At 71.9% G+C, this 22,390-nt stretch carries 25 protein-coding genes; 13 read left to right on the top strand and 12 right to left on the bottom strand.

The annotated features are described in order from the left end of the window. The first annotated feature begins 68 nt into the window (after positions 1–68). From MICAU_RS28600 to MICAU_RS28590, 3 genes are all read left to right on the top strand, one after another. Positions 69–1,019 (top strand): PPK2 family polyphosphate kinase, encoded by a 951-nt coding sequence (locus MICAU_RS28600; RefSeq protein ID WP_013288835.1) that lies wholly within the window; start codon positions 69–71, stop codon positions 1,017–1,019. Between the two features lie 150 nt (positions 1,020–1,169). Continuing rightward, positions 1,170–1,796, top strand: a complete 627-nt coding sequence (locus MICAU_RS28595; RefSeq protein ID WP_013288834.1) for a DUF47 domain-containing protein — start codon at positions 1,170–1,172, stop codon at positions 1,794–1,796. Between the two features lie 4 nt (positions 1,797–1,800). Then, the gene (locus tag MICAU_RS28590) at positions 1,801–2,805 is read left to right on the top strand and encodes an inorganic phosphate transporter (RefSeq protein WP_013288833.1); all 1,005 of its coding nucleotides are present in this window, start codon (positions 1,801–1,803) and stop codon (positions 2,803–2,805) included. A 43-nt stretch (positions 2,806–2,848) separates the two neighbouring features. On the opposite strand, the gene MICAU_RS28585 is transcribed toward MICAU_RS28590, so the two are convergent. Beyond that, entirely contained in the window at positions 2,849–3,817 is a 969-nt protein-coding gene (locus MICAU_RS28585; RefSeq protein ID WP_030272139.1) for a Gfo/Idh/MocA family protein, read from the bottom strand. 61 nt (positions 3,818–3,878) lie between these two features. Further along, positions 3,879–4,466, bottom strand: a complete 588-nt coding sequence (locus MICAU_RS28580; RefSeq protein ID WP_013288831.1) for a DinB family protein — start codon at positions 4,464–4,466, stop codon at positions 3,879–3,881. A gap of 456 nt (positions 4,467–4,922) precedes the next feature. Between MICAU_RS28580 and MICAU_RS28575 the strand changes: the two genes are divergently transcribed. Further along, positions 4,923–5,750: an NUDIX hydrolase gene (locus MICAU_RS28575; RefSeq protein ID WP_013288830.1), complete on the top strand. Its 828-nt coding sequence runs from the start codon at positions 4,923–4,925 to the stop codon at positions 5,748–5,750. Positions 5,751–5,821: 71 nt separating this feature from the next. Here MICAU_RS28575 and pstB read toward each other — a convergent pair whose 3' ends face one another. The 7 genes from pstB to MICAU_RS28540 form a co-directional block, all read right to left on the bottom strand. Beyond that, positions 5,822–6,598 carry a phosphate ABC transporter ATP-binding protein PstB gene (gene pstB / locus MICAU_RS28570; RefSeq protein ID WP_013288829.1) on the bottom strand — a complete coding sequence of 259 codons (777 nt, stop codon included), beginning with the start codon at positions 6,596–6,598 and terminating at the stop codon, positions 5,822–5,824. A gap of 20 nt (positions 6,599–6,618) precedes the next feature. Next, complete coding sequence (pstA, locus tag MICAU_RS28565) at positions 6,619–7,707, bottom strand: phosphate ABC transporter permease PstA (protein ID WP_013288828.1); 1,089 nt, start codon at positions 7,705–7,707, stop codon at positions 6,619–6,621. After that, complete coding sequence (gene pstC, locus MICAU_RS28560; RefSeq protein WP_013288827.1) at positions 7,704–8,789, bottom strand: phosphate ABC transporter permease subunit PstC; 1,086 nt, start codon at positions 8,787–8,789, stop codon at positions 7,704–7,706. Before pstC ends, pstA begins: the two co-directional genes overlap by 4 nt. 41 nt (positions 8,790–8,830) lie before the next feature. After that, positions 8,831–9,934 carry a phosphate ABC transporter substrate-binding protein PstS gene (gene pstS / locus MICAU_RS28555; RefSeq protein WP_013288826.1) on the bottom strand — a complete coding sequence of 368 codons (1,104 nt, stop codon included), beginning with the start codon at positions 9,932–9,934 and terminating at the stop codon, positions 8,831–8,833. 233 nt (positions 9,935–10,167) lie between these two features. Further along, complete coding sequence (gene mshD / locus MICAU_RS28550; RefSeq protein WP_013288825.1) at positions 10,168–11,106, bottom strand: mycothiol synthase; 939 nt, start codon at positions 11,104–11,106, stop codon at positions 10,168–10,170. A gap of 67 nt (positions 11,107–11,173) precedes the next feature. Further along, positions 11,174–12,028 carry a polysaccharide deacetylase family protein gene (locus MICAU_RS28545; protein ID WP_013288824.1) on the bottom strand — a complete coding sequence of 285 codons (855 nt, stop codon included), beginning with the start codon at positions 12,026–12,028 and terminating at the stop codon, positions 11,174–11,176. A 150-nt stretch (positions 12,029–12,178) separates the two neighbouring features. Beyond that, positions 12,179–12,898 carry a winged helix-turn-helix transcriptional regulator gene (locus MICAU_RS28540; RefSeq protein WP_176739763.1) on the bottom strand — a complete coding sequence of 240 codons (720 nt, stop codon included), beginning with the start codon at positions 12,896–12,898 and terminating at the stop codon, positions 12,179–12,181. A 245-nt stretch (positions 12,899–13,143) separates the two neighbouring features. On the opposite strand from MICAU_RS28540, the gene MICAU_RS28535 reads away from it, so the two are divergent. The 7 genes from MICAU_RS28535 to MICAU_RS28510 all read left to right on the top strand — a co-directional run bounded on the left by MICAU_RS28535 (position 13,144) and on the right by MICAU_RS28510 (position 18,709). After that, on the top strand, positions 13,144–14,193 hold the full coding sequence (locus MICAU_RS28535; protein WP_013288822.1) for a hypothetical protein: 1,050 nt from the start codon (positions 13,144–13,146) through the stop codon (positions 14,191–14,193). Positions 14,194–14,272: 79 nt separating this feature from the next. After that, positions 14,273–15,055 carry an LmeA family phospholipid-binding protein gene (locus MICAU_RS28530; protein ID WP_013288821.1) on the top strand — a complete coding sequence of 261 codons (783 nt, stop codon included), beginning with the start codon at positions 14,273–14,275 and terminating at the stop codon, positions 15,053–15,055. Between the two features lie 95 nt (positions 15,056–15,150). Next, complete coding sequence (locus MICAU_RS33600; protein WP_311202345.1) at positions 15,151–15,228, top strand: Ms5788A family Cys-rich leader peptide; 78 nt, start codon at positions 15,151–15,153, stop codon at positions 15,226–15,228. Positions 15,229–15,434: 206 nt separating this feature from the next. Continuing rightward, positions 15,435–16,283 carry a sulfurtransferase gene (locus tag MICAU_RS28525; RefSeq protein ID WP_013288820.1) on the top strand — a complete coding sequence of 283 codons (849 nt, stop codon included), beginning with the start codon at positions 15,435–15,437 and terminating at the stop codon, positions 16,281–16,283. Then, complete coding sequence (locus MICAU_RS28520; protein ID WP_013288819.1) at positions 16,283–16,621, top strand: DUF1416 domain-containing protein; 339 nt, start codon at positions 16,283–16,285, stop codon at positions 16,619–16,621. Before MICAU_RS28525 ends, MICAU_RS28520 begins: the two co-directional genes overlap by 1 nt. Positions 16,622–16,750: 129 nt before the next feature. Continuing rightward, positions 16,751–17,803, top strand: coding sequence for a hypothetical protein (locus tag MICAU_RS28515; protein WP_013288818.1), 1,053 nt, complete (start codon positions 16,751–16,753; stop codon positions 17,801–17,803). Positions 17,804–17,857: 54 nt separating this feature from the next. Further along, complete coding sequence (locus MICAU_RS28510) at positions 17,858–18,709, top strand: hypothetical protein (RefSeq protein WP_013288817.1); 852 nt, start codon at positions 17,858–17,860, stop codon at positions 18,707–18,709. Between the two features lie 2 nt (positions 18,710–18,711). Here MICAU_RS28510 and MICAU_RS28505 read toward each other — a convergent pair whose 3' ends face one another. From MICAU_RS28505 to MICAU_RS28495, 3 genes are all read right to left on the bottom strand, one after another. Continuing rightward, positions 18,712–20,790 carry an amylo-alpha-1,6-glucosidase gene (locus MICAU_RS28505; RefSeq protein WP_013288816.1) on the bottom strand — a complete coding sequence of 693 codons (2,079 nt, stop codon included), beginning with the start codon at positions 20,788–20,790 and terminating at the stop codon, positions 18,712–18,714. Beyond that, positions 20,787–21,176, bottom strand: coding sequence for an SCP2 sterol-binding domain-containing protein (locus MICAU_RS28500; protein ID WP_013288815.1), 390 nt, complete (start codon positions 21,174–21,176; stop codon positions 20,787–20,789). The genes MICAU_RS28505 and MICAU_RS28500 overlap by 4 nt, the downstream gene beginning before the upstream one ends. Before the next feature lie 73 nt (positions 21,177–21,249). Continuing rightward, positions 21,250–21,612 (bottom strand): DsrE family protein, encoded by a 363-nt coding sequence (locus tag MICAU_RS28495; protein ID WP_013288814.1) that lies wholly within the window; start codon positions 21,610–21,612, stop codon positions 21,250–21,252. A gap of 23 nt (positions 21,613–21,635) precedes the next feature. On the opposite strand from MICAU_RS28495, the gene mtfM reads away from it, so the two are divergent. Both mtfM and MICAU_RS28485 read left to right on the top strand, forming a co-directional pair. After that, positions 21,636–21,740 (top strand): small membrane protein MtfM, encoded by a 105-nt coding sequence (mtfM, locus tag MICAU_RS33505; RefSeq protein ID WP_013288813.1) that lies wholly within the window; start codon positions 21,636–21,638, stop codon positions 21,738–21,740. Then, a complete protein-coding gene (locus tag MICAU_RS28485) occupies positions 21,706–22,332 on the top strand; it encodes a heme-binding beta-barrel domain-containing protein (protein WP_049794848.1) in 627 nt (208 codons plus the stop codon). The genes mtfM and MICAU_RS28485 overlap by 35 nt, the downstream gene beginning before the upstream one ends. Positions 22,333–22,390: the final 58 nt, after the last annotated feature.

The raw sequence follows: 22,390 nt of genomic DNA, 5'->3' as shown, positions 1-22,390 counted from the left end.
GGGGCCGCAACTGCAAGATCGACGGGGCGGGGCGGGCGGGGAACGGCTCCGGGGGTGAGGATCGGGGGATGAGTGAGGTGGTGGGGCCCGACGGCGGGCCTATGCGGGAACTGCTTCGGGTGGGGCCGGGCACTGTCGATCTGGCGGCTGTCGATCCCCGGTCGACGCCGGGGCTTCCGGTGGCGGCCGGGCACGGGCCGGCGCGCAAGGAGTGGGCGCGGGCCCAGGTCGAGCTGATCGGCGCGGAACTGGGGCGGCAGCAGGAGATGCTGTACGCCTCCGCGCAGGGCGCCGCCGGGCCGGGCAGCGCCACCAGCGCGCCGGCGCAGGCGGACGCCGGGCTGGACGGCGACCGGCCGCGCCGGGTGCTGCTGGTGCTCCAGGCGATGGACTGCGGTGGCAAGGACGGCACGGTCAAGCGGGTGGCGGGCGCGATGAACCCGCTCGGGTTGCACATCCGCTCGTTCGGGCCGCCGACCGAGGAGGAGTTGCGGCACGACTTCCTGTGGCGGGTACGCCGGGCGCTGCCGCCACCCGGGTACGTGGGCGTGTTCAACCGCTCCCACTACGAGGACGTGCTCATCGCCCGGGTCGAAGGGCTGGTCGACGAGGCGACCTGGCGGTCCCGGTACGCGATCATCAACGATTTCGAGCGGGAACTGACCGAGCAGGCGGTCACAGTGGTGAAGGTCATGCTGCACATCTCGTACGCCGAGCAGGGCGAGCGACTGATGGAGCGGCTCACCGACCCGACGAAGTTCTGGAAGTTCAACCCCAGCGACCTGGACACCCGGGCACGCTGGGGCGACTACCAGGACGCGTACGCCGAGGCTCTGGAGCGTTGCGGCACGGACGCCGCGCCCTGGTTCGTGGTGCCGGCGGACCGCAAGTGGTATCGGGACTGGGCGGTCGCCCACCTGCTGCGGGAGACGTTCGGCGGGTTGGATCTGGGGTATCCGCCTGCCGATTTCGACGTCGAACGGGAGCGTGACCGGTTACGGAGCCAGCGCCGTCCGTGATCAGGTGAACGGAAGGTGAACGAGCGGTGAATCGGGCCTGACCAGGGGTGGGCCGATCGAAAGTGGGTTCGGCGCGGTCCCTAGCATGCGCAGAGCAGACGCCCGGGGGGGCGACGGCCACCCTTCCACCGACACGACGAGGTCCGTGCTGTGAAGTTTTCCTTCCGTCCCACCGAGGGCGCCTTCTACGAGCTCTTCACCAGGGCCGCGCAGAACCTGGTGAAGGGGACCGAACTGCTCAACGAGCTGGGTCTGCCCGGTGCCGACGTGCAGTCGATCAGCGAGCGGCTGACCGACATCGAGCACGACAGCGACCAGATCACGCACGAGCTGTACAAGAAGATCAACTCCACGTTCATCACGCCGTTCGACCGGGAGGACATCTACCGGCTGGGCTCGCTGCTCGACGACGTGATGGACCACCTGGAGGCGGTCGGCAACCTGCTCTACCTGTACGGCCTGACCAAGCTCCCGTCGCTCCCGCGCGAGCTGCACGAGCTGGTCAACGTGCTCGACCTGCAGGCCAAGCTCACCGCCGAGGCGATGCCCCGGCTGAAGTCGATGAAGGATCTCGAGGACTACTGGATCGAGTGCAACCGGCTCGAGAACGACGGCGACCAGGCGTACCGGATGCTGCTGGTCCGCCTCTTCTCCGGTGAGTACGACGCACTCACGGTGCTGAAGATGAAGGAGGTGGCCGACGAGCTGGAGGCCGCCTGCGACGCCTTCGAGCACGTCGCCAACACCGTCGAGACCATCGCGGTCAAGGAGTCCTGATCCAGTGACACCCGAACTCATCGCCGTGCTGGCGGTGATCGCGGTCGCCATGGCGTTCGACTACACGAACGGCTTCCATGACGCGGCCAACGCGATCGCCACCAGCATCTCGACCCGGGCGCTGACCCCCCGGATCGCGCTCGCGCTGGCCGCCGTCGGCAACTTCGTCGGTGCGCACTTCGGCGCCGGGGTGGCCAAGACGGTCGGCGACGGGCTGGTGACGTTGCCGACCGGGGTGGAGAGCCTCGGCGTGGTCTTCGCCGGCGTGCTCGGCGCGATCATCTGGAACCTGATCACCTGGTACTTCGGCCTGCCGTCCTCGTCCTCGCACGCCCTCTTCGGCGGCCTGGTCGGCGCCACCCTGTTCGCCGCCGACGGCATCGTCCAGTGGGGCACCATCATCGAGAAGGTCCTCATCCCGATGGTGCTCTCGCCGGTGGTCGGCCTGATCCTCGGCTTCCTGATGATGCTGGCGATCATGTGGCTGTTCCGGAAGGGCCAGCCCGGCAAGCTCAGCCGTGGCTTCCGGTGGGCGCAGACCGCGTCCGCCGCCGCCATGTCGGTCGGCCACGGCATGCAGGACGCCGCCAAGACCATGGGCATCATCGTGCTCGCGCTCTACACCGGCGGTTTCCAGGAGAGCAAGACGCACATCCCGGGCTGGGTCTTCTGGACCTCCGCCGCGATGCTGGCCGCCGGCACGTACGCGGGCGGCTGGCGGATCATCCGGACGCTCGGCCGGAAGATCATCGACCTCGGCCCGGCCGAGGGCTTCGCAGCCGAGACCGTGGCCAGCGCGGTGCTCTACTTCAACGCGCTGGTGCTGAAGGCGCCGATCTCCACCACGCACACGATCACCTCGGCGATCATGGGTGTGGGCGCGACGAAACGGCTCTCCGCGGTGCGCTGGAACGTGGCGGGCAACATCGTGATCGCCTGGATCATCACGTTCCCGGCCGCCGCCGCGATCGCCTGCCTCGCGTACCTGCTGGTCCGGCCCTTGTTCTGAGTGACCTGACGCCGAGGGGTTCCCCGCCGTGGCGGGGGACCCCTCACGCGTAGGAGACGCCGATCCGGGCCTTGATGTCGTCGATCAGGCCCATCACCTCGAGCGTGGCGGAGTGCGGGACCAGCGGGCTCTCGGTCAGCCCGGCCGCCAGGCAGCGCTGCACCTCGATCGCCTCGTACTGGTAACCGCCGCCGGTCAGGTCCGCCGGGATCGTCTCCGGCTCGGCGCCGGCCCGGTGCAGCACCACGTGCGCGGGCCGGAAGAACAGCTCGGGCAGGTCGATCCGGCCGGTCGTACCGGTGATCGACGCGGAGATCTCGGTCGCGCCGACCATGCCGCAGCTGAGCGTCGCCACCGCGCCGGAGTCCCAGCCGAGCACCATGCCGGTGTTCTCGTCCACCGCCTCCGGGGTCAGCTTGGCCCACGCCTGCACGTGCTGCGGCACGCCGAGCACCAGGTGGGCCAGGCTCAGCGGGTAGACGCCGAGGTCCAGCAGCGCGCCGCCGCCGAGCGTGCGGGCCCGCATCCGGTGCTCCGGCGGGAACGGGCCGGCCACGCCGAAGTCCGCCCGTACGTGCGTCACCTCACCGATCGCGCCGTCCCGGATCAGCTCCAGCACCCGCAGGATCAGCGGGTTCGTCCGCATCCACATGGCCTCCATGAGGAACAGCCCTCGGGCGCGGGCCGTCTCCACCAGCTCGGTGGTGGTCGGCAGGTCCAGCGTGCACGGCTTCTCCACCAGCACGGCCCTGCCGCCGGCCAGGCAGGCGAGCGCCGCCTCGTGGTGCGCGGCGTGCGGCGTCGCCACGTAGATCGCGTCCAGGTCCGGGTCCGCGGCCAGTTCCGCCCACGAGGCGTACGCCCGCGGCACGTCGTGCCGGCGCGCGAACAGTTCGGCGCTCTCCCGGGTACGCGAGCCGACCGCGACCAGCTCGGCGTCCGGCACCAGCCGCAGATCCTCGGCGAAGCGGGCGGCGATGTTTCCGGTGGCCAGGATTCCCCAACGCGTCATGCCCGGCACGCTATCCCTTCCTGCTCCGGGGCTGGCAAGGTGATCCACCCGTCGGGACGGATCAGCCGCGGGCGTCGGCGGCGGCCCGGGCGGCCCGTTCGATCATCGCCCGACGTGCCGTCAGCGTCGGCTGGTCGGGTTCCAGGTGCGCGTACTCTGCCCATGCTCCGGTCGAGCCGTCGAGCTGCTCGCGCAGGATGTCGGCGTGCCCCGCGTGCCGATTGGTCTCGGCCACCACGTGGACCAGGATGTTGAACAACTTGACGTCCGGGCGGGGCCACCACGGCACGTGGCCGGGAGCGTCGACGGCGAGGGCGTCGATCGTCGCGTCCGCGTGCTCGGCCGCCCGCCGGTAGCGGCCGATCACCTCCTCGCGGGTCTCGTGCTCGGTCGCCCACATGTCGGTGCCGTCCGGATCCGGGTCGTCCCACCGGGGCAGCGGCTCCGGGAACGGCCTGCCGAACACCTCGCCGAAGTACCGGGCCTCCCCGAAGGACAGGTGCTTGACCAGGCCGAGCAGGTTGGTGCCGGACGCGGTCAGGGGACGGCGCACGTCGTACTCGGACAGCCCGTCGAGCTTCCACAGCATCGCCTCGCGGATCTGGCGCAGGTCGTTGTGCAGATACTGCTTCGCGAAGTCGTCGATCATAGGTCACCACCCTGCCAGTCGCGACCGGCGGCCGCTGCCCAGTGCCGGCGACGGTCCGGCTGGTCCGGCCGGCCCGCACGACCGGGCGCGGCGAGCTGATGCCGCTTCGCGGCGAACACGTAGCGTGAAGAACGCGCAGAGTGACGGCTGCCGCCCGCCTCCTCGTCGAAGTCAGACGTCCAAAGGCGATCATCCGGACATAAGGCGGCCTTGGCGCGAGTTGGGCTGACCACCTCGCGCCCACTTTGCTCTGCAGCCTCATCCGCACCGCTCACGGACGGTTGCCGCTGCGGATCTGGCTGCAGAGCAAAGGCGGCAGAGGGGTGTCTGTTGCTCCGGGGCCGAAAACTACGCATCGTGACCAGACGGCGCGGTCGGGGAGTGTGGGTGAGGCGGCGTGCGTCTCCGCCCGGCCGCCGCCGGGCCGGGCCGCCCGTCGCGAACTAGGCTCGGCGCATGACGATCGACGGCTTCGCCGCACCCCCCGCCCTGGTGGAGCACGCCCGCCGGTTCCAGGCCGAGGGCGCCGTACCAGCCGTACCCCGGGTCGCCGCCACCGTGCTGCTGCTCCGCCCGGCCGGCGACGGCTTCGAGGTCTACATGATCCGCCGGGTGGCGGCGATGACGTTCGGCGGCATGTACGCCTTCCCCGGCGGCGGGGTGGACCGCTCCGACTCGGAGGCGCACCTCGGCTGGGCCGGCCCGGACCCGGCGGCGTGGGGTGAGCGCCTCCGGCTCGACCCGGCCGCCGCGCAGGCAGTGGTGTGCGCCGCCGCCCGCGAGGTCTTCGAGGAGGCGGGCGTGCTGCTCGCCGGGCCGGACCCGGACACCGTGGTCGGCGACGTGAGCGGCGACGACTGGGAGACGGCCCGGCAGGATCTGGAGGGACGGCGGGTCGGCTTCGCGGACCTGCTGGCCGGTCGGGGCCTGACGCTCCGGTCCGACCTGCTGCTGCCGTGGAGCCGGTGGATCACCCCGGAGTTCGAGCCGCGCCGCTTCGACACGTACTTCTTCGTGGCCCTGCTGCCCGAGGGGCAGCGGACCCGGGACGTCTCCGGCGAGGCCGACCACACGCTGTGGCTGCGCCCGGCGGACGCCCTGGCCCGGACCGAGGCCGGCGAGCTGACCATGCTGCCGCCCACCATGGTCACGCTCGCCGAGGTCGCCGCCGCGGGCGACCTCGCCGGCGTGGCCCGCGCTGCGGCAGAGCGAGAGCCGGGTACGCCGATCCTGCCCCACATCGACGGCCTGGACGGTGCCGAGCCCCGCTTCCGCCTGAGCTGACCTCGGCCGGCGGTGTTAAGAGGGGCCCCTTCCTCTACCGGAGGCGTTAACAGGGGCCCCCTCCTTACACCTCAGCCGAAGCGGCCGGTGATGTAGTCCTCGGTCTTCTTCTGGCTCGGGTTGCTGAAGATCTTCTGGGTGTTGTCGTACTCGATCAGGCGCCCCGGGTCGCCGGTCTTCTCGATCGAGAAGAAGGCGGTCCGGTCCGACACCCGCGCGGCCTGCTGCATGTTGTGCGTGACGATGATGATGGTGAACTTGTCCTTGAGCTGGAACATCAGGTCCTCGATGGCCAGCGTGGAGATCGGGTCCAGCGCCGAGCAGGGCTCGTCCATCAGCACCACCTGCGGCTCGACAGCGATGGTGCGGGCGATGCAGAGCCGCTGCTGCTGACCGCCGGACAGGCCCGCGCCGGGCTTGGCGAGGCGGTCCTTCACCTCGTCCCACAGGTTCGCCGAGCGGAGCGCCCGCTCGGCCGCCTCCTCCAGGATCGACTTGCGCCGCACGCCGTTGAGCCGCAGGCCCGCCACCACGTTCTCGAAGATGCTCATGGTGGGGAACGGGTTCGGCCGCTGGAAGACCATGCCGATCATCCGGCGGACCGCCGTGACGTCCACGTCGCGGTCGTAGATGTCCTGGTCGTCGATGGTGAGGCTGCCCTCGACCCGGGCGCCGGGCAGCACCTCGTGCATCCGGTTGATCGACCGCAGGAACGTGGACTTGCCGCAGCCGGACGGCCCGATCAGGGCGGTGACGGTCTTCGGCTCGACGGTCAGGTTGATGTTCTCGATCGCCTTGAACCCGCCGTAGTAGGCGGTCACGTTCGTGGCTTCGATGCGCTTGGCCATGGTGGCGGTACCTCCGGGGTTCATCGGCCGAGCCGGTTACGACGGGCCAGCAACTTCGCCGCGACGGTGAGGACGAGGACGAGGGCGACCAGGGTCAGCGCCGCGGTCCACGCCCGTGCCGGCGAGTACTTCGACGCCTCGCCGGCCTGCTGGTATACGAAGAGGGCCAGCGACGACTGGTTGTTCTCGAACGGGTTGAAGTTGATCGCCGCGCCGCCGCCGGCGACGAGCAGCACCGGGGCGGTCTCACCGGCGGCCCGCGCGATGGCGAGCATGATGCCGGTGACGATGCCGGGCAGCGCGGTCGGCAGCACGACCCGCAGGATGGTCTTCCACTTCGGTACGCCCAGGGCGTACGCGCCCTCGCGCAGCGGCGCCGGCACCAGCCGGAGCATCTCCTCGGTGGAGCGGACCACTGTGGGCAGCATCAGCACGCTCAGCGCCAGCGCGGCGGCGAAGCCGGAGAAGCCCGGCCGGCCGTCGTTGAACCACGGCGAGACGACCAGCACCCAGAAGGCCAGCACGAACAGGCCGGTGACGATCGACGGGATGCCGGTCATCACGTCCACGAAGAAGCGGATGGTGAACGCGAACCGGCCCCGGCCGTACTCGACGATGTAGATCGCGCAGAGCACGCCGAGCGGCACCGTGATCAGGGTGGCGATGCCCACCTGCTGCAACGTGCCGACGATCGCGTGGTACGCGCCGCCGTTGGCGTCCCGCGACCCGATGTTGTTCATCGAGGTGCCGAAGAAGTTGGCGTCCAGCCGCTCGGAGCCCTTGCTGACAAGCGTCCAGACCACCGAGGCCAGCGGCAGCACCGCCAGCACGAACGCGGAGTGGATCAGCGCGCTCCAGGTGCGGTTGCGGGCCGACCGGCGTCCCTCCACCGCGTTGGCCGCGGCGAACAGACCGGCCAGGTAGAACAGCGCGCCGACCACCACGACCAGGACCGGGCCGCCGATGCCGGCGCCGTACACCAGGGCCGCCGCGAGCAGCAGCGCCGCGACGGCGATGGCCGGAGCGGCGTACGCGGGAAGCCGCCTCGCCCGCAGCGTGGCCGGCTGGGCCGGCGGGCGCGGGCGGCGGGGGGTGAGGGTAGTGGTCATGCGGCCGACTCCGTGAACTCGCGCCGCCGGTGGATGATCGCCCGCGCGGTGATGTTGACGATCAGCGTGATCGCGAACAGCACCAGGCCGGAGGCGATGAGTGCGCCCCGGCCGGTGTCGTTCGCCTCGGCGAACCGGTTGGCGATGTTCGCGGCGATCGAGTTGCCGCCGCTCTGCAGGATGTTGAACGAGATGGCGTACGTGGAGCCGAGCGTGAGCGCCAGCGCGATGGTCTCGCCGAGCGCCCGGCCCAGGCCGAGCATCACCGCGGCGATGACGCCGGGCCGCCCGTACGGGAGGACCGCGGTGCGGATCATCTCCCAGCGGGTGGCGCCGAGCGCGAGCGCGGCCTCCTCGTTGGCGGTCGGGGTCTGCCGGAACACCTCGCGGGACAGCGAGGTGACGATCGGCAGCACCATGATGGCGAGCACCACCGAGCCGAGCAGGATCGAGTTGCCGTACGGGCCGTCGCCGAAGATCGGGATCCAGCCGAAGTACCTGTTCAGCCACGCGGACAGGTCGGCGACCGGCTGGGCGAAGTAGTCCCGGCCCCAGAGGCCGAACACGACGCTCGGCACGGCGGCCAGCAGGTCGATCAGGAAGCCCAGGGCGTTGCCGAGCCGCCGGGGCGCGTAGTGCGACAGGTACAGGGCGATGCCCAGCGCGACCGGCACCGCCATGAGCAGCGCCAGCAGCGAGCTCAGGACCGTACCGAAGGCGAGCGCGCCGATGCCGAACTGCGGCGGGTCGTCGTTCGGGAACCAGCCCTCGAACGTCCAGAACGACTCGGTGTTGGCCCGCAGCGCCGGGACGGCCTTGGCGATCAGGAAGATCGCGATGGCCGCGATGACCACCAGGACCGTGGTGCCGGCGGCCAGGGTCAGGCCGCGGAACGCCCGTTCCGCGCCGAAGGCGCGGGCCCGGGGGAGGGCGCCGCCGCCGCCGAGGCCACCGTCGGGGCGGCCCGGGTTACCGGGGCGCTCGGCCACACGCGCCGAGGCACCGGCGGGTCGCTCGTGACTCGTGGTCACGGGGTTCCCGCCGGTGCCGGCGTGGGCCGAGCGGTGAGGGGTGTCACCCATCTGCTCGCTCGCTTCGTGTTGAGGAGGTGTCGGTCAGAGCGTCAGGAGAGGCTCTTGACCGCGGCCTCGACCTTGGTGCGGACGGTCTCGGGCAGCGGCGCGTAGCCCAGCTCGACGAGCTCCTTCTGCCCCTCGGCGCTGGCGGCGTGGCCGAGCAGGCCCTTGACCAGCGGCAGCTTGTCGGCGGCGAGGCCCTTGCTGCAGACGATCTCGTAGGTCGCCAGGACGATCGGGTACGCCCCGGCCTCCTTGGTGTTGTAGTCGATCGACATCTTCAGGTCGTTGCCCTGACCCTCGAACTTGGCGCCCGCGATGGTCTTGCCGGCCGAGTCGCCGGTCAGCTCGACGAACTCGCCGTTGCCGTTCTTGATCTTCGCCATCTTCAGGTCGGAGTTCTCGGCGTACGACCACTCGACGTAGCTGATGGTGCCGTCGGTGCTCTTGACCTTGCTGGCCACACCGTCGGACTTGGCCGCGCCGACGCCGCCCGGGGCCTTCCACGCCTTGGAGTTACCGAGCGTCCAGTCCGCCTCGGCGGTCTTGGAGAGGTACTTGGTGAAGTTGTCGGTGGTGCCCGACTCGTCCGAGCGGTGCACCGCCTGGATCGCGGTCGACGGCAGCTTGGCGTCCGGGTTGTCGGCCTTGATCGCCGCGTCGTCCCACTTGGTCACCTTGCCGGCGAAGATCTTCGCCAGGGTGGCCGGGCTGAACTGGAGGTTGTCCGCGCCGCTGACGTTGTAGACGACGGCGACCGGGCCGATGACCATCGGCAGGTTGAGCGCCTGGCCGCCGGTGCACTTGGCGTCGGCCTGCGGCTGCTCCTCCGGCTTGAGGGCGGAGTCCGAGCCGGCGAAGTCGGCGGTGCCGGCGATGAAGGCCTGGATGCCGGCGCCCGAGCCGCTCGGCTCGTAGTTGATCGTGGTGCCGGCGCACTTCTGCTGGTAAGCCTTGATCCACTCGGCCATGGCGTTCTTCTGGGCGGAGGAGCCCTGCGCGTTCAGCGTGCCCGTCGCGCAGTCCACCGCGGCGGCGGAACCGGAGGCGGAGGCACCGGCCGGCTCGTTGTTGTCCGAGCCGCAGGCGCTGAGACCGAGAACCGCGGTAAGAGCGAGACAGGCGATGGCGCCGTGCCGCTGGAGCTTCACTTGAGGGGTTTCCCTTCACGTCTTTGGTCAGGTCGCCCGGAGTGCCGGGGGCCGGCGCTGACCGGCTGACACGAAAGGTAGGAGGGCCAGGTGGACGGTTCGCCGGACGTAAGTGAACGCGCGGTGAACACGTTCAGCCGACGAGGTGGCCGTACGCTGAGGAGGGGTTGTCCATTTCGTGAACTAGCAGCCCGCTATCGCCTTTGTGGCGAATTTCCGGGGTCGGCGAGCGCTCAGCCGAGCTGGTAGTTGACGTGCGCGGACCAGTGCGCGAAGCCCAGCCGCTCGTAGAGCGCCACAGCGGCGGTGTTGCTCTCGTCTACGTAGAGCATCACCCGGTCCAGCCCGCGTTCGTCGCGCAGGTGGGTCAGGCCCGCGGCGGTGAGCACCCGGCCCAGCCCGCCCCGGTGCGCGGACGGGTCGACGCCGAGCACGTAGACCTCGCCGATGCGGGCCGAGCCCTGCTGCTCGTGCACCTTGGTCCAGTGGAAGCCGAGCAGCCGCCCGGTGGCGGAGTCGACGGCGAGCAGGAATCCGGCCCTGTCGAACCACGGCTCGGCGATGCGTACGCGCAGGTCGTCGAGCGTCCACTTGCCCTGCTCCGGGTGCTGGGCGAAGGCGGCGTTGTTCACCGCCAGCCAGGCCTCGTCGTCCTCGCCGGGGCGGAACGCGCGCAGCCTCACGCCCTCCGGTACGACCGGTGCCGGCAGCTCGGCGGTGAGCGGACGGCGCATCTGCCAGAGCACCCGCGCCCGGGAGAAGCCCAGGTCGACGGCCAGTGCGGCGGCCGACGGGTGGTCGCCGTGCGCCCAGGCGCGCAGCGGTCCGGACGCGGCGGCCACCACGCCACGGGCCAGCGCCCGGCCGGAGCCACGCCGCCGGTACGCCGGGTGCACGACCATCTCCACGCCGACTCCCTCGGCCGGGGCGGTGGTGTCGAGGTGCGCGTACCCGGTGAGGGTGCCCTCGGTGGTCCGGGCGGTGAGGTGCACGGCGGGCGCCTCGGGGTCGCGCAGCCGCAGCAGCACGTGCTCGTCGAGCGGGTCGGCGCCGTCGGCGTCACCGGCGGCGCGGGCCAGCGCCAGCACCTCGGCGACCTCGTCCGGCGTCAGCCGGTCCGCCCGGTCGATCCGGTCGGCCCCGGGACCACTCGTCGGCTCGGTGCTGCTCATCTGAGTCACGGTAGCGGCAGGCGGGCCGCGGTTCCCGTCGGACGACGACGGCGATCGGTGGCGCTCGTCACGGGCTGCCGACGGGCAGCGCCTCCAGCTCGAACCGGGCCAGCAGTTCGGGCAGGAGTTGCTGCAACGCGCTGACGGTGCCGGACCGGTCCCCGCCCGCGTCGTGCATGAGCACGATCGCGCCGGGCCCCATCTGCGAGCGGACCATCGCCTCGATGGTGGTGGCGCCCGGCGCCTTCCAGTCCGACGGGTCCACACTCCAGTGCAGCGGGGTGAGACTCAGGTCGGCGCAGGCCGACATGACGGACGGCGTCCAGGCCCCGCCGGGCTGGCGGTAGTACGCGATCCGCGCGTCGGGCGCGGCGGCCAGGATCGCGTCGTTCGTGCGCAGCAGGTCGGCCCGGATCGTCGCCGGGGCTCGCTTGCCCAGGTTGACGTCGTGGTTCCAGGAGTGGTTGCACAGCGTGTGGCCCTCGGCCACGATCGACCGGACCAGGTCCGGGTGGGCCTCGACGTTCTCGCCGACGACGCAGAAGGTCGCCCGTACGCCGTACTGGGCCAGCAGTGCGAGCACCTGCGGTGTCCAGCGGGGGTCGGGGCCGTCGTCGAAGGTGAGCGCGACCTGGGACGAGCCGGTGGCGACCAGGGCGCCGTACGGGCCGTCGCCGCCGGGCTCGACCGGTGCGGCGTCCGGCGCGGCGTCGGGGCTCGGCCGGGGGCTGGCCGTGCCGCCCGGGAAGTCGGTGCTGGGTGGCTGCTCGCCGTAGCGCGGCCCGTTGAGCGTGGTGGCGACTCCGGCGGCCGACGGATGCGGGTCGGGCACCAGGCTGCGGCCCAGCGCGAACGCGGATCCGAGCAGGCCGGCCAGTACGACTGTCACGAGCCCGGCGGCGCGCAGCGTAGAGCCCCGCATCAGCGGCACCGGCCGTTCGTCGCCCCCGTGGTCACCGCACGCACCGTCGCCCCCTTAGCCCGACAATTCCGGCAGCCAGGATATGGCTGACTGATCGGGCAAAAAGGGCATATAAGAAAAGTGCCCTCTAGCGGGGTGGGGCGTGGGCGGTCAGACCGGCAGCGGGGCGGGCTCCGGCTCCGGCAGCGAGCGCGACGGCGGGACGACGAACTTGTAGCCCACCTGGCGGACGGTTCCGATCATCGACTCGTACTCCGAGCCGAGCTTGGCGCGTAGCCGCCGCACGTGCACGTCCACCGTCCGGGTGCCGCCGAAGTAGTCGTAGCCCCAGACCTCGCGCAGCAACTGGTCCCGGGTGAACACCCGCCCCGGGTGCTGGGCCAGGAACTTCAACAGCTCGAACTCCTTGTACGTGAGGTCGAGCGGCCGGCCCTTCAGCTTGGCGGCGTACGTGTCGGGGTCGATGTTCAGCTCGCCGGCCCGGATCGAGCCGCCGGCGCCGGCGGTGGCGTTGCTGAGCCGGCCGACCGCGAGCCGCAGCCGGGCCTCCACCTCGGCCGGCCCGGCGCCGGCCAGGATCACGTCGTCGACGCCCCAGTCCGCGTTGAGCGCGATCAGCCCGGCCTCGGTGACGACCGCGACGAGCGGTACGCCGAGCCCGGTGGCGTGCAGCATCCGGCAGGTGGCCCGCGCCTCGCTCAGCTCGGAGCGGGCGTCCACCAGGACGGCGTCCGGGGTCGGGCCGGAGACCAGCGTGCGGACGTCGCGGGGTGCGGTGCGAACCGAGTGCGGCAGCAGGTCGAGTGCCGGCAACACCGCCGACGGCTCACCGGCCCGCGCGGTCACGAGCAGCAGGAGCTCCACGATCACCTCCGTCCCGGCGGCCTTCCGGCCGCGCGCGACCAGCGACACGCCCGGGTGCGGGCGGCACTGTGAACTTGCGTGGGTCCCGGCGTCGTCGACGGGCGGGTAACGGCCTGAGCGTAACCGATGGACCGGCCGTCACCTTCGCGCGATTTACCGTTTGCCCTTTCTGCCCTCGATCGCGGCGCAGGTTTTAACGTCGTCGAAACCGGGACCTCCGCCGAGCCGCCCGGGTCTGGCACGATCGGGGCGTGTTTCCCTCCACCTCGCGCGACACCGGTCGTGAACCGTGGGCCGACGACCCGTCCGCCGGGCCGTCCGGCCCCGCCCGTGGCTACCCGCCCGCCCCGCGTACCGGCCCCGCCGACGAGGAGGGCGAGCGGCCGGAGCGCAAGGGCCCGCGCCGGCTGCGCAAGGGCGGTCCCGGCCGGCGTCCCGACGACGAATCCGACGAGGAGCCCGAGGAGGAGGTGCCTCCGGTCCCGGTCCGCCGCCCCCTGGCGCTCACCGTCGCCGGCTTCGCCGCGCTGCTCGGCGTCGGCCTGGTGCTCGGCGCGCAGACCTCGGGCCCCGGGCACCGGCTTCCGTTCGCGGCGATCATCTTCGGCGTCCAGCTCCTGTTCGTGCTGGCCTGGACGATGGCCATGCGACCGCCCGCACTGCTCGTCGTCGCGCTCGTCAGCGCCGCGACGGCGGTGATCGCCGACGTCGCCGCCGTGCAGTCGGACATCGCCGGCCTGGCCCCGCTCGGCTACGCCGCCGCAGCCGGGCTCCTGCTGGCCGTGCTGGGGCAGCTCGTGCGGCGGGTGGACCGGGTCCGGGTGACCGACTCGCTCGGCGGCACCCTGCTGATCGTCGTGGGCGTGGTCGCCTTCGCCACGCTCATCGTGCTCAGCCGGATCCCCAAGGGCACCCAGGCGATCACTGTCTGCCTCACCGCCGCCGGGGTGGCGCTGCTCGTCGCCCGGCTCACCGACGCGGTCGCGCCGTGGCCACGGCTCGCCCCGCAGGTGCCGCGCGGCGCGACGGGCGTGGTCGCCGGCGCCATGATCGGCACCCTCACCAGTGCCGTGCTCGGCAGCTACCTGGTCGGTTTCACCCCGACCAGCGCCGCCCTGGTCGGGGTGGTCAGCGCGGCCACCGCCGTCCTGGCCGACCTCGCGGTGGGGTACGCCGAGGCGGGCCGCCTGATGGCCGGTGAACCGCCGACGATGTGGGTGGCCCGGCACATGCAGGGACCGCTGGGCGGGTTCGCGCTGGCCGCGCCCGCCGCGTACGCCATGTGCGTGCTGTTCCTGTGACGCGGTTGGGGAGGATTCGCCTCGGGTAAGTACGGTTGCGCCGCGAGGCGCGGTGACGGCGGCGAGGACTGGAGGCGGCGTGGCAGAGGCGTATCCGGCGGAGGGCCGACCCCGGCGACGGGGCCGGAAGGTGCTGATCGGCTTCCTCGTCCTGCTGCTGGTGCTGGCCGGGCTGCTCGTGGTCGCCGACCGGGTGGCCGCCGGCGTGGCCGAGCGCGCCATCGCCGACCAGGTCCGGCAGGAGATCGCCAAGCAGGACGCGCAGTCCGCCGCGCCGCAGGTCGAGGTGGGTGGCTTCCCGTTCCTCACCCAGGTGCTCGACGGCCGGTACGAGCGCATCTCGATCCAGCTCACCGACGTGCGCGGCGACGTGCAGGGCGACGCGGTCGAGGTGCCGAAGCTCGACGTGGACGCGCGCAACGTGACCGCCTCGCTGGACACGCTGCGCTCCGGCCGGGGCGACGTGGTGGCCGAGAGCGTCGACGGGCGGGGCACCGTCACCTACGAGAGCCTGGCCAAGCTGCTGGACCGGCCCGGGCTGACGCTGGGCGAGCGCAACGGCAAGCTCGCCGTCACCGCGCCGGTGGACGTCCTCGGCATCAAGCTCACCGTCAACGGCACCGCCGACGTCACGGTGGCCGGCAACAAGGTGGCGCTGCGCTTCAACGACCTCACCGCCGAGGGCCTGCCGAACGTGCCGCTGGCGCGGGCCGCGCTGACCCGGTACGCGCAGGGCATCTCGATCGACGTGCCGCTGCCGGAGCTGCCGTTCCAGCTCAACCTGCGCAAGGTGGAGCCGAAGCCGGAGGGCCTGGTGGTCACGGCGGACGCGGCGAACGTGCCCATCAATTCAGCCGGCTGAAAGCCGCACACGGCCGGTCCGGGGAACGGGCCTGCCGTCCCGGATGCTGGTCGGCCTGGTGGCAGCTGTCGCCTCGGCTGGTAATCTCCCTGCCCATGGGGACCCTCCTCACCAAACGGCGCGCGGTCGACCTGTGCCGCGTGGCCACCTGCCTGTGTCGCCCCGTCATCTGACGGCGGGGCTGTCTCCGGCCGCCTGAACGGCGGCCACCCAGGGTCCACGAACCTTTCCCGGTTCCCCCTCCTCAACGCCCGGCAGCGGCGCCGTCGCACGTACCCGTGATCCGTTCCTAGCTCAGGGTCCGCGTGTGGTGCGACAACCATCGACATCGATCTCCACGCGCAGGCTCACCAAACCATCCTCACCAGGGAGTGATCTGATGAGTCGCGACACCGCACTCGTCTCGGCCGAGTGGGCCGAGAAGAACCTCGGCGCCCCGGGCGTCGTCTTCGTCGAGGTCGACGAGGACACCTCGGCCTACGACACCGGGCACATCGCCGGCGCCGTCAAGCTCGACTGGCGCACCGACCTGCAGGACCAGGTCCGCCGGGACTTCGTCAACAAGAGTCAGTTCGAGGCGCTGCTGTCCGACCGGGGCATCGCCAACGACGACACCGTGATCCTGTACGGCGGCAACAACAACTGGTTCGCCGCGTACGCGTACTGGTACTTCAAGCTCTACGGCCACGGCGACGTGAAGCTGCTCGACGGCGGCCGCAAGAAGTGGGAGCTGGACGCCCGTCCGCTCGTCACCGACGTGGTGGAGCGGCCGAAGACGCAGTACGTCGCGCAGGAGCCGGACACCTCGATCCGCGCGTTCCGCGACGAGGTGGTCGCCGCGATCGGCACCAAGAACCTGGTCGACGTGCGCAGCCCCGACGAGTTCGCCGGCCGGCTGCTCGCCCCCGCCCACCTGCCGCAGGAGCAGGCGCAGCGGGCCGGCCACATCCCGACCGCGATCAGCGTCCCGTGGTCCAAGGCGGCCAACGAGGACGGCACGTTCAAGTCCGACGACGAGCTGCGCAAGATCTACGCCGACGCCGGGCTGGACGACGGCAAGGAGACGATCGCGTACTGCCGGATCGGCGAGCGCTCCTCGCACAGCTGGTTCGTGCTCCAGGAGCTGCTCGGGCACCGCAACGTGAAGAACTACGACGGTTCCTGGACCGAGTACGGCTCGCTCGTCGGCGTGCCGGTGGCGCTCGGCGACGAGCCCGGGGAGGCCTGATGACCGCCGCCTCCGCCGCCTCGACGGCTGCCGCCGGCTGCGCCGCGCCGGACCAGTCCGCCCCCCTCCCGGCGAGCCTGGACCTGGAGAAGGAGACCGTCATCACCGGCCGCGTGCTGGCCGAGTCCGGTGAGGTCGTGCCGGGCGCGTACGTGCGCCTGCTCGACTCGACGGGCGAGTTCACCGCCGAGGTGGTGACGTCGGCGGCCGGGCAGTTCCGGTTCTTCGCCGCGCCGGGCTCCTGGACGCTGCGCGCGCTGTCCCGCCACGGCAACGGCGACACCGCCGTGTCCGCGGCCCGCGGGATCAACGAGGTGACCGTCTCGGTCGCCGCCTGACCCACGCTCTGATCGTGGCCCGCCGCCCACCCGGGTGGCGGGCCACGAGCCGTTCCGGCGACTGTGCGGCTCGCCCGTGGCTGGCAGGCTGGACGGCGGTGCGCCCCGGACGCGCCGGAGGGGGATCAGGTGCTCGACGACGCCGCTGCCCACGCCCGCCGCTATCTGATCGACTTCATCGACGGCAACCGGGGCGAGGAGGTCGTCCGCGAACTCCAGCGCACCGACGCGTCCGGCCGGCGGCGCCCGTTCGACGTCTCGGTGGCCAGCCTCGACACCGATCTGTCGTTCCTCACCAAGCGGGCCACGCTCGTCACGGCCAAGCTGGTCCTGTCCCAGCCGGGCGGCGAGCACCGCTATCTGGTCAACCGGGAGATCTGCAAGAGGTGCGGCGAGGACCCGGACCACTGCGGGCCGCGCTGCCGGTACGAGGACATCCGGATCGACCAGCTCTTCGCCGAGTGCGACGACCTGGGCCGCCTCGGCGCGTACCTGCGGGACTGCGCGCCGCTGCTCGAGCTGGGCCAGCTCGTCTACTTCCCGCAGACCTTCCGCCGCAGCCACCTGGAGTCGCGCGCGCCGGACGCACAGTCCACCTCGTCGCTGTTCGACACATCAGGCCGGATCGAGCTGGGCGACAACCCGGACCGCACGCTCGACCTGATCGTCAAGGGGCATCGGGTCGTCGACGTGCCGAGCGGGGATCCGGTGAAGGCGCGGCTGGTCACCCCGCTGCTCCAGCTCGAACTGCCGATGCTGGAGGGCACGTCGCTGCGGGACTACTGCGCCATCCTGACCCAGGAGGGCGACGCGCTCGCCGCGACCCAGGCGTACCTGCGAGGCCGGATGCTGGAGGTCGACACCGACCCGGACCGCGCGCTGGTACAACTCGTGAAGCTCGACGCGGAGATCCAGGAGGGGGTGCGGGCGGCCCGGGCTGAGGTGGCCCGGGTGGCCCGGCGCTCGGCCGTGCAGGCCGCAGGGGCGGCGGTGGCGACTGTCGCGGCGACGCTGGTGGCGGTCGAGGGCACCCATCTGGCGCCGGTGCTCGGCATGCTGGGCGCTGGCGGGTTCTTCTCCGCCGTGCTCGCCGCCGACCAGTACGCCGACCGTCGCGGCGAGCTGCGACAGCGCCCCTTCTACCTGCTGTGGCTGCTGTCCCGCCGGTCGGAGCCGGTCTGAGCGAGGTGCCGAGGCGCGGCCGGGCGTCTCGCCCGTCCGTGACACCATGGCCGGGTGACTGCCGTCGAGACGGGCTACGCCCCGCCCACCCCGCCCGGCCGGCCCGGCCCCGGCGGCCGACGCCGGCTGCGCTGGCTGACGGTCGCCACCGTGGTGTGGGCCGTGCTGCTCGCGAGTCTGACCTGGTGGTCGGTGCGCACGGACGCGCCGACGGTGAAGGAGCAGCGGTCGCTGGACCAGGCCGGCCCGGTGGTGGACCGGGCGATCGGCGAGCTGACCGCCGCGGTCGGCGCCGCGGGCGTACCGGCGCTCCTGCCGGACCGGCTGGAGCGCGGCTGCCGGATCACGCCGATGGACGACGGCGCGACGCTGGAGCGCGGCGTCGAGGTGGCGATCGGCGGCGACGACGTACGCGAGGTGCTGCGCGGCATCGCCGACCGGCTGCCGTCGGGCTGGCGGGCCGGCGTGTCGACGCTCGACGGCGAACCGCTGCTGCGCGCCGACGCGGGCGAGTTCGTCGCGGTCGAGGGCCGGGCCGGTGGCCCGGGCCGGGTGCTGCTCACCGCCGACACCGGTTGCCGCCCGGCGGGCTCCGGCTACCGGGTTCCGTCCGCCGACGCCGCCGCCGAGTCGGCCGTGCTGGCGTCGGCGCTGGGCCGGTGGGGCGGCGCGACCGGGCCGGTCCAGGTGCTGACCGCGCCCTGCCCGGGTGGCGGGACCGCCCGCACGGCCCGGTCCGAGGCCGCAGTGCCGGCCGACCAGTCGCTGGCCGCCGCGTTCGGCGTCGGCGCCGCGCCGGTGGTGGACTCGGCCGACGCGTACGCACGCCCGGGCGACCCGGCGGTGCTGGCGCTGCGGGCCGGTGAGCGGGTCCGGGTGGCGGTCACCACGCCCTGCCGGGCCTGACGTCAGCCGCCGGGCAGGGTCAGCGCCGGTGGCGACGGCTGTTCCTCGTGCGGCTCCCGGCTGCGGCCCAGCGCGTCCACCCGGCCCCAGCGGCCCGGGATGTCGAGCAGTTCCACCCGGCCCATCCCGGGCGGCACGGCCGGGTCGATGATCAGGTGATCGCCCTGCGGTTCCAGTCCCAGGATCACCCGTAGCAGCAGCAGCGGCGTGCCGGCGGACCACGCCTGCGGGCTGCACGCCGTGGGGTACTCCACCGGGTAGTCGGTGAGGCCGCGCTCGTAGCCGGCGAACACCTCGGGCAGCCGCCCGTCGAAGTAGTGCGACGCGCTGAGCAGAGCGTCGCAGATCCGGCCGGCCTGCTGGCGGAAGCCGTACCGCCACAGGCCCCAGGCGATGATCGAGTTGTCGAACGGCCACACCGTGCCCACGTGGTAGCCGACCGGGTTGTACCGGCCCTGGTCGTCGGCGAGCGTCCGCACACCCCACCCGGAGAACAGGCGTGGGCCGAGCAGATGGGCGGCGACGGCGGGGGCGCGGGCCTCGTCGACGATGCCGCTCCACAGCAGGTGACCGATGTTGGAGGTGAGCGCGTCCACCTGGCGGCCCAGCGGGTCGAGCGCCAGCGCGTAGTACTCGCGGTCCGCGATCCAGAAGTCGCGGTTGAACCGTTCCTTCAGCGCCGCCGCCTCGTGTTCCAGCCGGTCGGCGTACGTCGGGTCGTTCCAGTACGTGCGGGCCAGGCGGGCGCCGCGCAGCTTCGCGTCGTACGCGTACCCCTGGAGTTCGCACGTGGCCCGGGGGAACTCGGGCATCCGCCCGTCGGCGTAGGAGATGGCGTCCGGCGAGTCCTTCCAGCACTGGTTCGGCAGGCCGGTCTCCGGGTTCCGCGACATGTACCAGACGTAACCGGTGCCGAGCAGGTCGCCGTACGTGTCCAGCCAGGTCAGCGCCGCCCGCGTCTCGTGCTCCAGCTTGCGCACCAGGTCGGCGTCGCCGGTCCACCGCTCGTACTCGTCGAGCAGGATCACGAACAGCGCCGTGGTGTCGGCGGCGCCGTAGTACGGCGAGTGCGGCTGCTCCTCGAAGCCGGCGGTCTCGCCGTAGCGCAGCTCGTGCAGGATCTTGCCGGGCTCCTCGTCCCGGAAGTCGTCGACCCGGCTGCCCTGGAGTCCGGCGAGCATGACGATCGTGGGCTTGACCATCTCGGGCAGGAACGGCAGCACCTGCAGCGAGGTGAAGATGCTGTCCCGGCCGAACAGCGTCATGAACCAGGGCAGGCCGGCGGCGAGCAACCGGACGCCGAGCGTGATCGACTCGTACCGGAGCGCGGCCAGGTCGTTGAGGCTGCGCCGGTACGCCCCGGCCAGCGGCTCGCAGTCGCAGCCGAGCTTCGGCGCCCGGCTGATCAGGGCGCTCTGTTCCGCCTCGATGTCGGCCGCCGTCCGCTGGCCGCCCAGCGGCAGGATGGCCCGGATGTCCTCGCCCCGGGCGCCGTAGATGACTGTGTCGATGTGCAGCCGGGTGGTCCACTCGCCGTGCGGGCCGACCCGGATCCGGAACGTCATCCCGCTCTCGTCGACCTCGGCCGGCGCGCTGCTGGTCACCATCGTCTCGCGGTGGAACGCCTGCCGGCGGTAGGTCAGCCGCAGCGCGTTCGTCTCCACGCTGGGCGTGGTGGTGCCCTTCTTGTCCCGCTTGTGCTTGATCTCGAACAGGTCGGCGAAGTCGGAGCCGATCTCCAGCCGGAGCCGGAACTCCATCTCCTGCTCGGAGTGGTTGAGCAGGGTCAGTTCCTCGTCCATGCTGCCGCCGATCGCGCGGCTGCGGATCACCGAGACCTTCGCGTCCAGGTAGTGCGTCGGCTCGCCGGGGACCAGGAAGAACCGCGTCTTGTACGACAGTGAGTCGTCGATGGAGAGCGCGTGCAGGGGTTCCCCGTCGAGGGTGAGGATCCAGGTGGAGAGGAACCGGGTGTCGAAGGAGAACAGCCCGGTGGGGAAGTCGTACGACGGCTGGATGTTGCCGCGATCGTCGCTGACCAGGAACGTGTTGCCGTCGAGGATGCTGACCCGCTCCTTCACGCCACCCGCCGGACGTGGTCGCGGGCGGCGTCCCGCGGATCCCGTACGTCGGGCCGGGTCGGCAGGAACCGGCGGAACGCCAGGAACAGCACGACGTGCCCGCTGAACGTGGCCTCGTTGCGCAGCACCGCGGCCATGCCGGCCTCGCGGCCGGTGACCAGCTTCTCGAACAGTTCGGTGGAGAGGGTCAGCACGCCGTCCGCCTGCCGTTGCTCCTCCCGGCTCACCTGGGCCGATCCGGGGGCCAGCGTCACGTACCAGTGCTCGGTCCGGTTGCCGTCGGCCAGGTCGATCTGGAGCGTGCCGCCGATCGGGCTGTTCAGCACCGCCGCGGCGCGCGCCGGTAGCGACGCGAAGAACTGTTGGATCGCCTCACTCACGTTCACATGGTAGGCGTAATCCGGACATGTCGGGTCAGGATCGGCTCACCGGTCAGAGTGGACGACCCGGGCGGGTCGCTCAGTAGACGAGCGCCTGCGCGCCCTCGGTCATCGCCTCCTCGACGAACACCGCGGCGCCCGCGATGCGTACGCCGGGGATGACGTCGCCCGGGCCGATGTCCCGCCGGGCCGCGCACTGGGTGCAGGCGGTCACCCGGCCCGTGGTCAGGACCACGTGCAGCAGTTCGCCGAGCGGCGCGGAGTGCGGCAGCTCGAACGTCTCCGCCCGCCCGGGGAGCGCGAACCAGGTGGACTCGCCGGTGAGCCAGAGCGACACGTCCACCCCGGCCGCGGCTGCGGTGGAGGCGACTGTGAACGCCTGGGCGCAGCGTTCCGGGGAGTCCGCGCCGGCGGTGGCCTTGACGACGAGAGTGCGCGCCATGACGCCAGCATAGGATGGCCCGGATGGTTACCGAGATCGGGTTCGTCAGCCTGCTGGTCGCCGGCCTGGGCGCGCTCGCCGGTGGCCTGGTCTATGTCGCAGTGCGAATCGCTAGAGGTAAGTGGTGAATCTGTGAGTGAGAATCCGCTTCAGCCGCCGTGGTTGAACGCGCCGCCGGTCGACCCGTACCCGTACGAGGAGAGCCACGACCTGCGCGTCGGCCCGAAGCTGCACCCGAGCCTGGACGGCCTGCTGCCGTACATCGGGGTCTGGCGCGGCCGGGGCCGGGGTGGGTTCCCGACGATCGAGGACTTCGACTACGCGCAGGAGATCCGGATCAGCCACGACGGCCGGCCGTTCCTGTTCTACGAGTCCCGGGCGTGGATCCTGGACGAGCAGAGCCGCCCGGTTCGTCCCGCCGGCCGTGAGGTGGGCTGGTGGCGTCCGGTGCTCGACGGTGAGCGGGTGACCGACGAGCTGGAGGCGCTGATGACCACGCCGACCGGCGTGATGGAGCTGCACATCGGCAAGCGCAAGGGCACCCAGATCGAGTTCGCCACCGACGCGGTCGTGCGTACCGCCACGGCGAAGGAGGTCACCGCCGGTGCCCGGCTGTTCGGCATCGTCGAGGGCGCCCTGCTCTACGCGCAGGAGATGGCCGCCGTGGGCCACCCTCTGAGCCCGCACCTCTCCGCCCGCCTGACCCGGGTGGCCGGCTGACGTTCCCTTCTCGCTCCGGCGATCATGAAGTTGGCGGCGATCCTTGCCCGATTTGTCG

Origin of the sequence: Micromonospora aurantiaca ATCC 27029, assembly GCF_000145235.1 — a bacterium.
Classification (GTDB): Bacteria; Actinomycetota; Actinomycetes; order Mycobacteriales; family Micromonosporaceae; genus Micromonospora; species Micromonospora aurantiaca.
This window is presented reverse-complemented; position numbering and strand designations above follow the sequence as displayed.

Coding starts and splice junctions, on each gene's coding strand:
- MICAU_RS28600 (WP_013288835.1), top strand. CDS start 69: ATGAGTGAGGTGGTGGGGCCCGACGGCGGGCCTATGCGGGAACTGCTT.
- MICAU_RS28585 (WP_030272139.1), bottom strand. CDS start 3,817: ATGACGCGTTGGGGAATCCTGGCCACCGGAAACATCGCCGCCCGCTTC.
- MICAU_RS28580 (WP_013288831.1), bottom strand. CDS start 4,466: ATGATCGACGACTTCGCGAAGCAGTATCTGCACAACGACCTGCGCCAG.
- MICAU_RS28575 (WP_013288830.1), top strand. CDS start 4,923: ATGACGATCGACGGCTTCGCCGCACCCCCCGCCCTGGTGGAGCACGCC.
- pstB (WP_013288829.1), bottom strand. CDS start 6,598: ATGGCCAAGCGCATCGAAGCCACGAACGTGACCGCCTACTACGGCGGG.
- pstA (WP_013288828.1), bottom strand. CDS start 7,707: ATGACCACTACCCTCACCCCCCGCCGCCCGCGCCCGCCGGCCCAGCCG.
- pstC (WP_013288827.1), bottom strand. CDS start 8,789: ATGGGTGACACCCCTCACCGCTCGGCCCACGCCGGCACCGGCGGGAAC.
- mshD (WP_013288825.1), bottom strand. CDS start 11,106: ATGAGCAGCACCGAGCCGACGAGTGGTCCCGGGGCCGACCGGATCGAC.
- MICAU_RS28545 (WP_013288824.1), bottom strand. CDS start 12,028: ATGCGGGGCTCTACGCTGCGCGCCGCCGGGCTCGTGACAGTCGTACTG.
- MICAU_RS33600 (WP_311202345.1), top strand. CDS start 15,151: ATGGGGACCCTCCTCACCAAACGGCGCGCGGTCGACCTGTGCCGCGTG.
- MICAU_RS28525 (WP_013288820.1), top strand. CDS start 15,435: ATGAGTCGCGACACCGCACTCGTCTCGGCCGAGTGGGCCGAGAAGAAC.
- MICAU_RS28520 (WP_013288819.1), top strand. CDS start 16,283: ATGACCGCCGCCTCCGCCGCCTCGACGGCTGCCGCCGGCTGCGCCGCG.
- MICAU_RS28495 (WP_013288814.1), bottom strand. CDS start 21,612: ATGGCGCGCACTCTCGTCGTCAAGGCCACCGCCGGCGCGGACTCCCCG.
- mtfM (WP_013288813.1), top strand. CDS start 21,636: ATGGTTACCGAGATCGGGTTCGTCAGCCTGCTGGTCGCCGGCCTGGGC.
- MICAU_RS28485 (WP_049794848.1), top strand. CDS start 21,706: ATGTCGCAGTGCGAATCGCTAGAGGTAAGTGGTGAATCTGTGAGTGAG.